Source organism: Alcaligenes aquatilis, from assembly GCF_003076515.1.
Classification (GTDB): Bacteria; Pseudomonadota; Gammaproteobacteria; order Burkholderiales; family Burkholderiaceae_B; genus Alcaligenes; species Alcaligenes aquatilis.
Genome location: NZ_CP022390.1, coordinates 590,546 through 604,638, shown reverse-complemented (window position 1 = coordinate 604,638; position 14,093 = coordinate 590,546). Strand labels below are relative to the sequence as shown.

Genomic DNA, 14,093 nt, shown 5'->3' with positions numbered 1-14,093 from the left:
AGGCTCCCAAAGAAAAAAGCCTGGCACTAAACCAGGCTGGATTTATGACAAAAAGGGACGCTTATGCGCCTGGATTACAGGGCGTAGCTCAAGCTGCCCTTGATTTCGGACACGTGAATGGCGCCAGCCAGGCGAGCAGTGAAGTACACGTCGCGCAAGACACGATTCGCCTTGTCGTTGAAAGGAACCTGGCTGCTGCGTGGCAGGCTCAGGGTGTAGCTGGGAACAATACGATCGTTCTCGTCCAGCTCTTCAGTCGCAATACCACCACGACGCACGTTCAGATCCAAAGGAGCACGGATGGCATTGCCGATCATCTGGATACCATCGTCAGTGAAGGCGACTTTGCCATCTGCATTGATCATGGCCGAGACCACCGACACTTTGATCTGTTCGACCAAGGCATCACGCAAGCGGATAACGTCAATCCATTCTCCCGCGGCCGTCAAACCACCTTGGGTAACTGCAAAGTTGCGGAATGGCTCAAAGGTGGAGAAGTTCTTGCCATGTGCCACCAAAGCCTGGCCTTCACTCAGTTCGTCGTAGGCAATACCTGCCAGCTTCTTCAGTGCCCAGGTTTCCTGACCGGGGTAGTAAGTAAACATGGAGGACATCAACGCGGCTTCAGGGTACTGCGTTGCGGCTGCTGCGCTGTAAATGCCAAAGCTGCGGAAGTACTGTTTTGCCTGCAACTGGCTAGCCAAATCCTCGCTCGAATCGGGATCAATAATGCCCGCATCAGCCGAAGCCGTACCAAACAGTTTCTCGTTGGCTTCAGTCCAGGCGGCAGCCGACAGCACATCTTCTTTGGCACGGCTGGTAATAACCAGGCCATACCAATTAAAGGGGCTATTGGCGATCGAGGACAGAGCTTGGGTCACAGTCTCAGTACCGGGCACCACCTGCATGGCCAGATTGCCTTGCAGTTGAACCGCCAGGGCCGCACCCACCGTTTTATTGCTCACAGTCACCACAGCTTCGGCTGCAGTCGCCGTCACAGGAGCAGCCGTTTGTGCAATCGCGCTAGCCAAACCCGAGGCAATTTCTGCCACCGTGTCTGTTTCCAGCGCCTTGTACGACACCTGCGCATCCAGCTGTTGACCCTGTTCGTCACGCCAGCGCAACTGGACACGGTAGTTGGCATCAGGCACAGCACGACTTACCGAAACTTTGAGCTCGTCAACCTGACGACGGCCAATAAAGACCTGACGAACGGCAGGAATCTGTGCGAAAGCATCGCGCGCAGCCCAGTACAAGGGATCCGTATCTTGCAGTCCCATGTCCAGCAGTTCATCCGCACCGGTAATGGTCATGGCGCGTGCTGTCGAGAGCACATGACTGCCCAGAATCAGCATGTCGGAAAAAGATTGTTCATTGATTGCGGTCGTACGCAACGCAATATCTACGTTGGCGATCCGAGATAGTTTTGCCATCGGTGGCTCCAAAAAGAAAAAACCACCTGGATCGGTGGCTAAAGCGCTAAAAAAACACGTTCAAGAAAACAGGCCCGGGCAGGCCTGCCTGGTCACTCAAGCAGGGGGCTGCCCCCCTTTCACTTCCACAAACTCAATCACATGCACTTCATCATCCATGCTGGCCGTATACAGGACATCCAGATCCAGCCGTGTATGGGCTTGCCCCTGTTCAGCCTGGTCAGGTTCCACCTCCGAGAGCACAGCGCGAACTACAGCAATGTTCAGCTCCTCACTGAGAGCCTGCAAAGACTCGGACTCCAATGCCAGATGAACACGTTCCAGAATGTTCCAGCTATCCGTCGCAAAGCAGCGCAACTGAAGCTGTGCCTGATAATGCGCGCTGACTTGGCGGATACCAGCCTCGTTAACCCGTCCGTGATGGCTAGGGCCAGGATGACCCTGGGTCATGGAGAAAAGGAGATAAGGCATCGCAGGTAACTGCCCCTCCTCTACAGGCTCACGAAGCACCGTATGCGGCTCGGCCGCTTTGGTAATCAGCGTATAAAAATCGTCTTGGGCATAGCTCATGGCGGTACGTTTCCTGGTCTGGACAAGCAGGCCGATACAGAGATCAAGTAAGTTCATCAAAAAACAAAGTGGCTCCTTGTGCGGAACATAAAAAAAACCCCGCCGCAATTACTTGCTCGGGGTTGTTTCGTTTGCATTGGACGCAACTTTGCACGCCCATTATTGCAATTGTGCTTGCAGATTCATAGCGGGCCATGTTGCAGACTGCAACGCCACGCGTAAAAGGCAGAGGTTTCACCCTCTTTGATCTTGTCCACCTGGCCTGAATCCTGCAGTTGCACCAGCACGCGCTTGACGCCTTCGCGCATGGCGTTGCGTTGTGCAGTGGACAGATCCATGCCTTTGCTGACATGCCGCACAATCTGAATCATGCGGAACTCTCGTCCCGGATAGGCCGCTAACAGGTCTATGACTTCGGCTGCATACTTCACCGCAAAATCTCCTTCTCAACTGTGATTCTGAAATCCATCAAATGGCGGCGGTAGTCTTCATCCCGAAGGACCGCACCAGTCACCCTTTTGATCCACAAACGGGCTGTGGCCTGACGTTCGCTGGCGGTCAGATGGCCGTACTGGGCATTCTTGCGTGGGTACTCGGCCTGTATGACCATGGCTTGATAGTGCGGCAGGCGCTGGTACAAGGCATCCACCGCCAGAGCATGGTCCTGGTGTATGGGCCGAAAGTCCTCTTGCCAGGGAACGTAGCGCTCCATATTGCCCACGGTCTGCCCAGACCAGCACCAGCGGGCCCAGTTCCAGAGCAGATCATCGCCGCTTAGGCCCTGTTTGTTTTCTGCTTTGATTGTCATGTGTACTCCTCCTTCAGACACGCTGGACGGTGATGCCGTGCATCCAGGTCAGCAAGACACGTTTGATACCTTGAAACAGACTGTGTGTATGGCGGCCTACCTCCACAATGCGACGGCCGCTCCTGTTATCCGTGTAGGCAAAGTCCGCGATGTAGCAAATCCTACTGGCAGGCATCAGGTGGCGGAAAAACCGTGGCGCCAGACTCCAGGATGGTTGCTGTACCAATTGCCTGATCTGGCCGCGCTGCTGCAAAACCCGTAGCTCCTTGTAGCGATGGGCCGGTGTTCCGGTGATAGGCCTACGCACTTTTTGATGAAGCGGTGTTGTCAGATCCATAACTCACTCCTTTCCCAAGGCGGCTTTAGCCATTTTCAGGACCGCCAGAGAACGCTCTTGGGGGTGCGCCAAGATCCGGTTCGCCCAAACTCGCGGGTCCTTGTTGTTGTCGCCTGAAATGACCTGGGCCAGATCGCGTACGCGTCGCTGTCCTTCCCGACGGCCTTGCTCTCTGTCTTGTGGTGAAGACAAAGCCAATCGGGGCGACGGGATTTCTGGCCATTGCCCTTTGGCCAGTTGATCGCCCAGAACTTTGTGCCAACGCTGCTCCAGCTGCGTGTAAGCCTGATTCAGCAAATCAAACTGCCCGATACTGATTGCCGCGTAATAGATCGCCGGGTGCGACCACTCGCCCATTTCTCCTCGCACCCGTGCCTGCATGCCACGCACGGCCTGAAAAAAGGCAGTCTCTGGTTCCAGTTGAGGACGGCAGGCCCGCAAGAACTCCGGCAAGCTGGGTGGCCAATCGAACATGCGGCGACAATTCTTGATGCCCAGTGCCACATCCGTGGGCGAGACGCCCTCTTCATCAAAGGCCTCGGCCCAGGCTTGCTTCCAGTCTTCGATGGCTTGCTTGTCGCGGAAGTTGGAACGGAATTTGTTGGGATAAATGCCATTGAGCCGGTTGTACAAATGGTCCATCAGGCTGATGCCTTCCAGCTTGGTGTGACGCAGCAGCCAGGGGTTAGAAAAATCAGACATCGATGACATCGTCTATCTCCTCGCGTTGCCGATGACGGTTCACATAGGCCAAGGGGTCAAAACCCGATGCTTGCCCTGCACGGAACTCATTACGCCCTTCCAGCCAGCTGGCCTTGCCCCCGCGCCAGCCACGCAACATGCACTCGGCCAGAAAATCATCGACGCTGTAACCCATCTCCAACGCCCGGTGGGCCTCGGCGCCCAGGCGATTCAAGGCAGTTTGCGTCAAGGGAGCTTTGATCTCGCGACGATGACGCAGATAATCCGCGACCACTTCTGCACTGGGTTCAGCAGGCCAGGCAGAGAACTCCAGCGCCGGAGCCTTGCGCCGCACATTTGTTTTTTCTTTATCTTTTTCTGTCTCTGTCTCTCCTTCTTTATCTGTCTCTTTATCTAGCGCGTTACTTGGCCGTTTCGGTAACGTTACGGGCGCGCTACTGCCCTCCTTACCGTCCTGTTCCTGCTTTTTTCTGGCCCGAAAGCGCGCCACGCGCTCTGCGCTGCTGTCAGATTTCATCTGACGCTTGTCCCACGCCAAGGGCTGCAAAGTCTCTGGGTCGATCAAGCCCACTTCGCTTAAACGACGCACGACATCATCCAAGGTGCGCAGGTCCAGACCCAGCTTGACGGCCACCTTGCGCAGCATCAGGGTGTCCCCACTGTCGAGCACGCCCTGCCCCTTCAGACACAGCAAGGCGACGTAGTGCCATCTGTCCTCAAAAGCCAGTAGACGCAACTTCTCGTCATCCACCATCTCGGTGTAGGCACGAAACCACGGCATATTGCTCATCAGCACGCTCCATCCTGTTTTACGTTCTGCTGTGCCCAAGCCCACACAGGCTGCACTCCCAGTTTCTGTCGGGCTGGGTGACAAAACGGCATACCCGGGCGATAAACCAGTCGGACAAGGGCTTGGCCCTTCGGCACGACCTGCCTGAGCAACGGCAAAGGCTGTACAGCGATTGGTTCTGACACAAGCTGCTTGGGCGGCGACCCCATCGCCTGCGGCCAGTGGCTTTCAATATGTTTTTTCATGGCATCCCGAAATGAAATGCCACACGCCTGAGATCTGTTTGCAAACATGTGGCGCGCAGCAGGACCCCTGACCCCAACAGGCCAAGAACATCCGATTAATAGGCAATGCCCCAAGGGCACAAGAACTGTGTCACCCCATGACACAGCCGATCTGTCAGGTTCGGCTTACAAGCCAACCCCATCTTGAATGCTTAGATGTTTCTAGAACTTTCTTTGGGTGCTGGGGCAGGCACCACCGGGTTCATGTGATGGAACACCAGTTGCCAAACGCGTGGAATGACACCGGCCTTCTCCCATTGAGATATGCGGCCTTTGCTCAAGCCTGTGATACGCAGTACGGCTCGGCGACCGCCCATTTCTTCGATGATGTGTTTAGCGTTCATGTGTTGAGTATAGATAGTTCTAAACGCAAAGAAAAGAAATATCTAAACCAATGTTTAGTTTTTTCTTGTTTTAATGTTGAATATGGATATTTACTCGATTCGCCGCAGAAACCTGCAACGCCTAATTGAAGACCGCGCTCACGGCAACGCGGCTGACTTTGCGCGCTCTATTGGGCGCACACGGGCGCAGTTGGCCCAGTACCTGTCATCCACCTACAACGGCGGGCGCAGCATTGGCGAACGAGTGGCGCGCGCCATAGAAAAAGAAGTGGGTCTGGAAGCACATAGCCTGGATCAACAAGGCTATGGCTATGGTGCCAAGCGTGATTTTGACTCCAACGTGCAAAACGCCATGATGGGCGAGCGGCGCATTCCCCTGCTCAACTATGTGCAGGCAGGTGTCTTTCGAGACCCGGGCCAGAACTTCACGTTTGAAGAGGTAGAGTATCTGCTGACAGATCTGTGCCTGTCCGAGCGCTCTTTTGCTCTGCAGATCAAGGGCGACTCCATGTTGCCGGACTTCAAGGAAGGCGACCGAATTATTGTTGATTGCGAGCTCACGCCCCGCCCCGGTGATTATGTCGTCGCCAAAAATAGTGAAGAAGAAGCCACTTTCAAGAAATACCGCCTCCTGTGCATTGATGAAGGCGGGCAAGAAATCTTTGAGCTGGTGCCGCTGAACGAAGACTACCCGTCCATTCGCAGCGACCAGCATGCCATTGAAATTATCGGCACCATGGTGGAACACCGGAAATACTATCGCCGGTCATAAGCCACTGACTGCGCGGCTTACCCGGCGTGGCGCGGCCTAACGCTTTTTCATTTCCTGATCGACCTTCTCCATCCAGGCCTGGTCGCAAGGTACGGGCTCTACAGAAGCTTTCCCGTACAAACGAAAATGGACCACGTTGCACCACTCCTGCGAGCCATAATCGGGACCATGGCCTTGGCCATCTGACACAGCCAATTGGCGATCCACCTGTTCCAACCATGCTTGGCTGCCAACTGCCTCGGTGGGCGCCATCGTTTGACAAGCGGCTAGTAATAAAGCGGGGAAAAGCATTACGATTCGCATGACATCATCCAAAATAAAATAGCTATTACAGCAGAGCACAAAAAGAAACGTATTTTCAACGCTCTTTTTATGGCAAAACCATCGGGGGTTCAAGCTCGTCCCTGGCGCGTGAGACAAAAATGAAATGCTTGTTCCTGTGCCTGATCATGGCACTGCTACCTCTCGATACACAGGCACGAAATACCCCCTGTTCAGGCAAAAAAGGCGGTATCTCCCATTGCGAGGGGGAGGTTTTTGTATGCCGTGATGGTTCTGCCAGCGGCAGTAAACGATCTTGCCCCACGTACACCGGTACAACAGGACGAAGTTCGCCATCGGCTCCACAAACGCTGCAGTCAAACAGCGCTTGCACATGTGTCAGTGGCACCTATTGCACGGGCCCGCGTGGGGGCCGCTATTGCGAAACCAGCACAGGTAGCAAGCGCTATCAACGCAAATAAAAATGCCGGCTGAAGTGCTTGCTTAGCAATTGCCTTTTTTCGCCTGGCCGGGTGGACAGTGGCGCTGTCCATATCCGCCGTGCCCATCTGGATCCACAATGACAGAACCTCTGGGGGTATGAACAGCACAGGCAGAAAGAATGGATGTCAGGGTCAGGGCTAAAAACAGTGTTTTCATCATTATTCTCTGGATTTCAGACGCACCCATTGTCCTCCAAGGATAAACAACAAGGTGCTACCAATCGCGAGCAAATACGGTTGGCTTCCCAGACGCCCCCATCTCTTGCGTTGCGCGCAGCTTCGCTAGGCATAAACACGGACTTTATGTAATAATTGCGGACTTGTTGCCCCTCTAGCTCATGCTTGGTTAGAGCAGCGGACTCATAATCCGTTGGTGCCGTGTTCGACTCACGGGGGGGGCACCATCCCATCCCCTTGCCAGCGTCGGCCTACACAAATAATGATAATGCCGAACTTGCTTGTTCTCTGCCGTTTGGCGTCCAGCCAGCAGCAAGCTTAAAACCTGGGTTTGGTGCTATTTGAGCACGTCACCCAGGCTTGAAAAGCGCTTATTTATCAACAGGCGAAAGTGAGGAGTGGTGGCTGACGATGAGCCAGTCCTGGCCGTTCCACTGATACGTATAGGTATAACGCGCGCCTACGTCTTTACCGCTGCTGCCCATATGAAACGTGTACAGGCCCGAGTCCACGGCCATATTGCAGCCCAGGGTGATTTGTCTGTCCGTTACCTTGCCTTGCGGTTTGGCGGCCAGAAAATGTTCAAAGTAGTCTACTTTTTCTGCCGTGCTAACGCGGTTTACTCCAGACAGTGTGGGCAACAGAATCGAACGCTCTGCATAGTTCTTAGCAACAACGTCAGGCTTGCCAGTTTGTAGAGACTGGTTCCAACGTTCAAACAAAGCGGCAACGCCTGACTCATCTATCGGTGCACAGTTCTGTGTCATTTGGGCGCCCGGACCACGTTCGCCCTGGGTGTGAGCCGCACACCCAGCCAGTACCAGTGTTCCCAGCAACACCATGATTTTCTTACTCATTTCCTTGTCTCCCTCTCGTTTTGTGAAGTAAATAGTAACACTGGTACCTAATCATTACATTATCGTTTACCTCCGAATGGGACTTATCTTCTGGGCGGCCCACGGCAAGCATTCCAGCATAAATATCATCTTGGATTAAAACGCTTTAACCTCGCTTATCGTGCTCGCCTACAGCTCTTATCTGCGCGCAAGGGCGGCAGCAATAATTGTTAAATATTGTTTTATATACAGACCCTTCACTGTCGAATCATTAAAATCGCTTCTTTTTTTATAAGTAGAAGGGGAAATCCATGACTTTTCGTATGGGTGCGTTGGCTGCCATGTTGGCCGTCGCTGGCCTGACCGCAGGCTGTCAGACTATGGATGTGGGTGGCTTGGTGGGTGCTGGCAGCAAGGCTGTTCAGGCTTTCAGCTTGTCTGATCAGGAAGTGGTCGCTTTGTCTGATCAATCCTGCAAGCAGATGGACGCTGAAAACAAAGTGGCCAGCGCCAACAGCAAATACAACAAACGCCTGCAACGTGTCGTGAAACCATTGACGAAACAGTTGAACGGCCAAACACCAAACTTCAAGGTTTACCAGACTCAGGAAGTCAACGCCTGGGCCATGGCTAACGGTTGTATCCGTGTTTACGCCGGCCTGATGGACAAGATGAACGACGACGAGTTGCGCGGCGTGATCGGTCACGAAATGGGTCATGTTGAGCTGGGCCACAGCAAGAAAGCCATGCAAACCGCCTACGGTCTGTCCGCCGCTCGTGATGCGGCCGCCGCGACTGGTAACAGTGTGGTGACTCAGTTGAACTCCAGCCAATTGGGCGAGCTGTCCGAAGCATTTCTGAATGCTCAGTTCTCGCAATCGCAAGAGTCCGCTGCTGATGACTACTCCTTTGACCTGCTGACCGAGCGCAAGCTCAAGACGCAAGGCCTGGTCTCTGCCTTTGAAAAATTGGCAGCCTTGGACGGCGGCGAGAGCAGCGTGATGAGCTCGCACCCCGGCTCCAAAGAGCGCGCCCAGCGCATGCAACAGCGTATCGACGCGGCTAAATAAGCCAGTTCGACGTAGCCAAGAGCATGCCTGTGACCCGTCCGCTTTTGCGGGCGGGTTTTTTATGGTGCACACCTGGGCGAGCAGCAAGACTTGGACAATCGCAACGTCGCCACCACAAAGGCAAGCAGGAACTTTTCGGCAGTCAGAAATACCAATTACACAGCTTCAGTACTCGTACTAGCTCGAACACCCCAGGCATGAGAAGTCACCGCCTTGAAAAAGTTACTTTTCGTCGCGGGGGGCCATAAGCCAATACCGGCTTTCAGGTATGCTTGTGCCATTCTTTGGTCTTGGCAGTTACGCTCTTGAAAAAGTATTCCTCTTCAAAACCTTCCTGCCCCTGTGGCAATTCCAACCCCTACGAAGCCTGTTGCGGCCCGTGGCATCAAGGCCCCCAATACTTGCAAGCTCCCGATGCCGTCACGTTGATGCGTTCACGCTACTGCGCGTTTGTACGCGACGATCTGGACTACCTTCTGGCCACTTGGCATTGCTCCACCCGCCCTCATTCACTGGAACCCAATCCACAGGGTTTGCAATGGCTGGGCCTGGACGTGCGACGCCATGAGCGTGTTTCCGACACAGAGGCGATTGTAGAGTTTGTGGCACGCAACCGTTTGCATGGCCGGGCCAATCGTCTGCATGAAATCAGCCGTTTTGTCCTTGAGCAAGGCCAGTGGTTTTACGTGGACGGGGATTTTTCATGAGCCAGCCCAGTAAGCCGGAACAAGTGCAACAGATTCATGGTTCCAGCCTACCCATGGCTTTACTCCTGGAGGCTGACCCCAGCACAAGCCTGATTGAACGCTACAGGGACACGCCGCACGCCTGGTGCATCCGGGATCAGCAACACATTGTGGCCGCAGCGATTTTGCAGCGCAACAATGCCCAGGACTGGGAACTGATGAACATGGCTGTTTTGCCCTCGCATCAAGGTCAGGGACTGGGTCACACGCTGCTGTCAGCCGTGATTGATTATGTGCGCCAACAAGGTGGACAGACCTTGTTTGTCGGCACCGGCACAATAGGCTACCCGCTGTTTTTCTATCAACGCGCCGGTTTTCGGATTGTGGCGATTGAACCCGATTACTTCCTGCACCATTACGACGAAGCGCTGTTTGAGGACGGTTTGCAGCACAAAGACCGCCTGATTCTGAGTTTCCCCCTGAACTAAAGGACAAGCCATGACTGTCCCTTCCTTCTGGTTGATATGCTAAGTACTTTAAGCAATTTTGCCGAACAAGCCACAGCGCTGATCAGCGCGCACCCTCAATGGGTTGCGCCTGCCGTATTTGCGCTGTGCCTGGTTGAGTCTCTGCCCTTTTTGGCGCTCATCATTCCAGGTACCGCTATCCTTTTATCTGTCGGTGCGCTGGTTGGCGCTGGCGAAATGGATTTGCTGCCCGTCTGGCTGGCCGTCACGCTGGGCGCAGGCATCGGCAATGCCATCTCCTTTTATCTGGGCCAGCGCTACGGCGGTAATCTGTTCCATTTCGAATGGGCGCGCAAACGTTTGCACCTGTATGCAAAAGCACAGGCGTTTTTTGCTCGCTGGGGGTGGTTCAGTATCGTAGCCTGTCGTTTTGTGGGCCCTTTGCGCTCGACGGTTCCATTAATTGCGGGCACCTGCGCCATGTCACCCGTCAGCTTTCATATCTCCTCCTGGGCTTCAGCCGCTTTATGGGCCAGCGTCCTGCTGCTGCCTGGCTGGTTCAGTTTTCAACCTTGATTTCCCATGACTCCTGTAAGCCTGGCCTACCTGCATTTATTCGTCGCGATTATCTTCGAGATCATTGCCACCAGCTTGTTGCAACGCTCTGAGCAGTTCACCCTTGTCGTACCCAGCGTATTGACTGTGCTGTTTTATGCAGGCGCGTTTTATTTTTTGTCGCTTAGCCTGCGCGTCATGCCTGTTGGCGTGGCGTATGCCATCTGGAGTGGTGTAGGCATTGTGCTGATTTCGCTGATCGGCTGGGTGCTTTTCAAGCAGAAACTGGATTTGGCCGCTATGATCGGTATCGCCTTTATTGTGGTGGGCGTACTGATTGTGAATCTGTTCTCCAAAGCTGTCGGCCACTGATCTTCGTGAACTATCTATGATTGCCTTGATTCAACGGGTACGTCAGGCCCAAGTCGATATTGAAAACCAAACCGTTGCAAAGATTGGGGCTGGCATGGCCGTGCTGGTCTGTGCTGAACACGGTGATACCAGCGAGCAAGCCAGACGTTTGCTGGACAAGCTATTAGCCCTGCGCATTTTTTCCGATCAACAGGGCAAGATGAATCTGAACCTGTTGCAAGCGGGTGGCCAGCTTTTGCTGGTCAGCCAATTTACCTTGGCTGCAGACACGCGCAAGGGTAATCGCCCCGGTTTCAGCCGTGCGGCGCCCCCTGCCCTTAGCCAACCCCTGTTTGATGAACTGGTGTCCATGGCCCGCACCCGCCTTCCTGATACACAGTGCGGCGTGTTTGGTGCCGATATGCAATTGAGTCTGACCAACGATGGCCCAGTCACTATTCCCCTGCATATCGCTCCTGACACTGCCTCAAGCTGACGTTTGCCTTAAAGAAACTCCCTCCCTATAATTGCGCAGGGTGTTTTGCTGGCATGGTGCAGCAGGGCAGGTTAAACATATACGCAAGGTCGGGCCGCCTTGTGGAGATTTGCCGACCATGTCCCACCCCTCCTCCGGTACGCCCTTACCGCGTGCCCATGTCGTAACCCGCCAGCTTCAAGCGCAATTACAGCGGCTTTTGCATATCGAAGCCCTGGGCGGGGTTGTCTTATTGCTGGCCGCTACCGTGGCTTTGATCTGGGCCAACTCCTCATTTTCCGATAGCTATTCAGCCCTCTGGCACACACAAGTGACTTTGGAGCTGGGCCCATGGCGTTTCTCGCAAGATCTGCATTTTTGGGTCAACGACATTTTGATGACCCTGTTTTTCCTGGTTGTCGGGATGGAGATTCGTCGCGAGATCCATGACGGGGCCCTGTCTGATTGGCGCTCGGCCATGCTGCCTATCTGTGCCGCCCTGGCTGCCATTACCCTGCCCGCGCTGATCTATGCGGCCATGAACCCCGATCCAAAAGTGTTGATGGGCTGGGCCATTCCTACGGCTACCGATATTGCGTTTGCCGTTGGCGTATTGGCGTTGCTGGGCCGTTCCCTGCCCCCCAGCTTGCGGATATTTTTGCTGGCACTGGCCATTATTGATGACCTGATTGCCATCCTAATCATTGCCTTCTTTTACTCTGGCGGACTGGACTACAGCGCCTTTCTAATTGCCGGTGTTGGCATTGTGGCTGTTCTGGGTCTGCAAAAAATGGGCATCGGTTCGGCTTGGGCCTACGTCGTTCCCGGCGCCATTCTATGGTTTGGCATGCTCAAAACCGGTGCTCACCCGACCTTGGCCGGTGTGGTCCTGGGCATGATGAGCCCGGTACGTGCCCTGCCCCTGCCACGCAAGGCACGACACCTGAATCTGGAGCTGGCAACCAAGCTGGAAAGCCAGCACGATACCCATGAAATCATGTATACCCTGCAAAAAATGCAGTTAGCCCAGCGTGAAATCCTGCCTCCGGTCCAGCGCATTCCCGCGTTGCTGCACCCATGGGTGGCATTTATCATCATGCCTGTGTTTGCCCTGGCCAATGCCGGGGTCAGCCTCAATGGTCTGGACCTGAATGCCGCCGGCGCGCAAAGTGCCCTGTTTGGCGTGGCTATTGCCTTGATAGTGGGTAAACCCTTGGGGGTCTTGCTAGGCACCTGGCTACCCGTGCGCCTGGGCCTGTGCACCCTGCCGGCTGGCATGAATTGGTCCGGTGTCGCCTTGATCGGTTTGCTGGCTGGTATCGGCTTTACCATGTCCATCTTTGTCGCAAACCTGGCCTTTGCCGAGCCTGTTTTGCTGGATGCAGCCAAGTTGGGCGTACTCTGCGGCTCCCTGGCCTCGGCCATCCTGGGGTTGGTATGGGGCTTGATCGTACGCCGTCGTTATCAACGCTCTGCGTCTGAAGCGGCGTATAGCCGAGCATAAAAAAAAACAGGCCCACGCAAGCGTGGGCCTGTTTTTTTAAGGGTGAATCAATTAATCAATGGTCAGCACACGCTCGTTCAAGATACGACGGCAATCCATTTCATACTCCAGATCCTTCACGGGAGGACGAGCCAGATGCCAGCCCAGACCATGGCTAATCGCCCCGCGCCTGGCCAACTCACTGGCCATAAAGGGGTGCACATTATGCACGGTGTAAGCATGAGTGGCCGTGGTATCGGCCCACTCATGGCCCAGCACTTCCAGACGACGCTCCATTTCATCCAGGACCCATTGGGCTTTCTTGAGTAGGCCGTCAGGCGATACATCCCGATAAGCCACAATGCTTTCAATATCGTCATCGGGGGTTTCGGGCACTTCGCAACTGCCCGCAATCACAAAGGTGGCTTCTTCAATATCGGTTTCCACCGTATAGCTGAAAGCGTAAAAGCTAGGCTCGGCAGGCGCACCGACCAAAGGCGACACATTGCTGCGCGCGACCGGATTGTGTTTGCCTTTGATCAGGCCCCACTCTTTCAGCGTTTCCAGGTACAGCTCATTGAATTTGTTGAAGTCGCTGTCGCTGACTGGCTCGGGGGAGCGCAGCTCGCAAGCGCACAAGGCCGTCAAAGGACGCTCTTCCGCTTCCAGCACGGCTTGAATCAGGTCAAAGCCTTCTTTCAGTGGCACGGGAGCCGAAAACACGACCCGGCAGATCTCGTAACCGGGCTGAGCGGCCACCCCGCCCGAAAAGCGGGTCACGCCGGTCGGAATGAAGCGGTAGTTGCCTTGGTCAAAATTAATCGCATTGCTCATGGTTGTTCCTGATCGTGTAGTGGGCCTGGGCCCGCCTGGGTCGAGTCGCCGCCAATGCGGCAAAGCGGGCACTATAGCACCCTCTGAGCCATCTCAAGTTCGATGCATGGGCGCAAACGCCACCTTAACCGCACAAATCATTTATCCGCACCTCATCGCAATCATTTTGACTTCCCGCGCAGACCTCCCTACGATGGCGATATTCTTCACCACGCTGATTGTCTGCTTGGGATAGCACTGAGCGGTTCTATGGGTAAATCATGGATCGATTCACAGACATACTTCACCCCTTCTATCAGCCCTTCCCCCATAAAAATACTCGCCTGACGTTTCCCACGCCAGACCATTTTCTGTA

19 protein-coding genes and 1 tRNA gene are annotated in these 14,093 nt (G+C 54.6%); 9 read left to right on the top strand and 11 right to left on the bottom strand.

The window, feature by feature from the left end:
* Nucleotides 1–74: 74 nt before the first annotated feature.
* The 8 genes from CA948_RS02830 to CA948_RS02790 form a co-directional block, all read right to left on the bottom strand.
* Entirely contained in the window at nucleotides 75–1,433 is a 1,359-nt protein-coding gene (locus tag CA948_RS02830; RefSeq protein WP_108727269.1) for a DUF3383 family protein, read from the bottom strand.
* A gap of 96 nt (nucleotides 1,434–1,529) precedes the next feature.
* Nucleotides 1,530–2,060 carry a phage neck terminator protein gene (locus CA948_RS02825; RefSeq protein ID WP_159086109.1) on the bottom strand — a complete coding sequence of 177 codons (531 nt, stop codon included), beginning with the start codon at nucleotides 2,058–2,060 and terminating at the stop codon, nucleotides 1,530–1,532.
* Between the two features lie 125 nt (nucleotides 2,061–2,185).
* Nucleotides 2,186–2,434 (bottom strand): hypothetical protein, encoded by a 249-nt coding sequence (locus CA948_RS02820; RefSeq protein WP_094196322.1) that lies wholly within the window; start codon nucleotides 2,432–2,434, stop codon nucleotides 2,186–2,188.
* A complete protein-coding gene (locus CA948_RS02815; protein ID WP_108727267.1) occupies nucleotides 2,431–2,811 on the bottom strand; it encodes a hypothetical protein in 381 nt (126 codons plus the stop codon). Before CA948_RS02815 ends, CA948_RS02820 begins: the two co-directional genes overlap by 4 nt.
* 13 nt (nucleotides 2,812–2,824) lie before the next feature.
* Nucleotides 2,825–3,148 carry a DUF1064 domain-containing protein gene (locus CA948_RS17920; RefSeq protein WP_108727266.1) on the bottom strand — a complete coding sequence of 108 codons (324 nt, stop codon included), beginning with the start codon at nucleotides 3,146–3,148 and terminating at the stop codon, nucleotides 2,825–2,827.
* Between the two features lie 3 nt (nucleotides 3,149–3,151).
* A complete protein-coding gene (locus CA948_RS02805; protein WP_108727265.1) occupies nucleotides 3,152–3,859 on the bottom strand; it encodes a replication protein P in 708 nt (235 codons plus the stop codon).
* Nucleotides 3,843–4,640 carry a hypothetical protein gene (locus CA948_RS02800; RefSeq protein ID WP_108727264.1) on the bottom strand — a complete coding sequence of 266 codons (798 nt, stop codon included), beginning with the start codon at nucleotides 4,638–4,640 and terminating at the stop codon, nucleotides 3,843–3,845. The genes CA948_RS02805 and CA948_RS02800 overlap by 17 nt, the downstream gene beginning before the upstream one ends.
* Before the next feature lie 436 nt (nucleotides 4,641–5,076).
* Nucleotides 5,077–5,268: a helix-turn-helix domain-containing protein gene (locus tag CA948_RS02790; RefSeq protein ID WP_094196318.1), complete on the bottom strand. Its 192-nt coding sequence runs from the start codon at nucleotides 5,266–5,268 to the stop codon at nucleotides 5,077–5,079.
* Nucleotides 5,269–5,350: 82 nt separating this feature from the next.
* Here CA948_RS02790 and CA948_RS02785 point away from each other — a divergent pair, with 82 nt between their 5' ends.
* The gene (locus tag CA948_RS02785; protein ID WP_199827875.1) at nucleotides 5,351–6,040 is read left to right on the top strand and encodes a LexA family protein; all 690 of its coding nucleotides are present in this window, start codon (nucleotides 5,351–5,353) and stop codon (nucleotides 6,038–6,040) included.
* A gap of 36 nt (nucleotides 6,041–6,076) precedes the next feature.
* Here the strand turns inward: CA948_RS02785 and CA948_RS02780 are convergent, their stop codons facing one another.
* Nucleotides 6,077–6,343 (bottom strand): hypothetical protein, encoded by a 267-nt coding sequence (locus CA948_RS02780; RefSeq protein WP_108727262.1) that lies wholly within the window; start codon nucleotides 6,341–6,343, stop codon nucleotides 6,077–6,079.
* A gap of 786 nt (nucleotides 6,344–7,129) precedes the next feature.
* On the opposite strand from CA948_RS02780, the gene CA948_RS02770 reads away from it, so the two are divergent.
* A tRNA-Ile gene (locus CA948_RS02770) sits at nucleotides 7,130–7,208 on the top strand.
* A 144-nt stretch (nucleotides 7,209–7,352) separates the two neighbouring features.
* Here the strand turns inward: CA948_RS02770 and CA948_RS02765 are convergent.
* Nucleotides 7,353–7,838: a DUF4440 domain-containing protein gene (locus CA948_RS02765; protein WP_108727260.1), complete on the bottom strand. Its 486-nt coding sequence runs from the start codon at nucleotides 7,836–7,838 to the stop codon at nucleotides 7,353–7,355.
* A gap of 290 nt (nucleotides 7,839–8,128) precedes the next feature.
* Here CA948_RS02765 and loiP point away from each other — a divergent pair, with 290 nt between their 5' ends.
* The 7 genes from loiP (at nucleotide 8,129) to nhaA (ending at nucleotide 12,925) form a co-directional block, all read left to right on the top strand.
* Entirely contained in the window at nucleotides 8,129–8,887 is a 759-nt protein-coding gene (loiP, locus tag CA948_RS02760) for a metalloprotease LoiP (RefSeq protein WP_108727259.1), read from the top strand.
* A 401-nt stretch (nucleotides 8,888–9,288) separates the two neighbouring features.
* A complete protein-coding gene (locus tag CA948_RS02755) occupies nucleotides 9,289–9,594 on the top strand; it encodes a YchJ family protein (protein ID WP_395013465.1) in 306 nt (101 codons plus the stop codon).
* Complete coding sequence (locus CA948_RS02750; RefSeq protein ID WP_108727257.1) at nucleotides 9,591–10,061, top strand: GNAT family N-acetyltransferase; 471 nt, start codon at nucleotides 9,591–9,593, stop codon at nucleotides 10,059–10,061. Before CA948_RS02755 ends, CA948_RS02750 begins: the two co-directional genes overlap by 4 nt.
* Nucleotides 10,062–10,097: 36 nt before the next feature.
* Nucleotides 10,098–10,616 (top strand): DedA family protein, encoded by a 519-nt coding sequence (locus tag CA948_RS02745; protein WP_108727256.1) that lies wholly within the window; start codon nucleotides 10,098–10,100, stop codon nucleotides 10,614–10,616.
* Between the two features lie 6 nt (nucleotides 10,617–10,622).
* Complete coding sequence (locus CA948_RS02740; RefSeq protein ID WP_094196252.1) at nucleotides 10,623–10,967, top strand: DMT family transporter; 345 nt, start codon at nucleotides 10,623–10,625, stop codon at nucleotides 10,965–10,967.
* 16 nt (nucleotides 10,968–10,983) lie between these two features.
* Entirely contained in the window at nucleotides 10,984–11,442 is a 459-nt protein-coding gene (gene dtd, locus CA948_RS02735; protein ID WP_108727255.1) for a D-aminoacyl-tRNA deacylase, read from the top strand.
* 118 nt (nucleotides 11,443–11,560) lie between these two features.
* Nucleotides 11,561–12,925 (top strand): Na+/H+ antiporter NhaA, encoded by a 1,365-nt coding sequence (gene nhaA / locus CA948_RS02730; RefSeq protein ID WP_094196250.1) that lies wholly within the window; start codon nucleotides 11,561–11,563, stop codon nucleotides 12,923–12,925.
* 51 nt (nucleotides 12,926–12,976) lie between these two features.
* Here the strand turns inward: nhaA and cnbZ are convergent, their stop codons facing one another.
* Complete coding sequence (gene cnbZ / locus CA948_RS02725; protein ID WP_094196249.1) at nucleotides 12,977–13,738, bottom strand: 2-amino-5-chloromuconate deaminase CnbZ; 762 nt, start codon at nucleotides 13,736–13,738, stop codon at nucleotides 12,977–12,979.
* Between the last annotated feature and the right edge of the window lie 355 nt (nucleotides 13,739–14,093).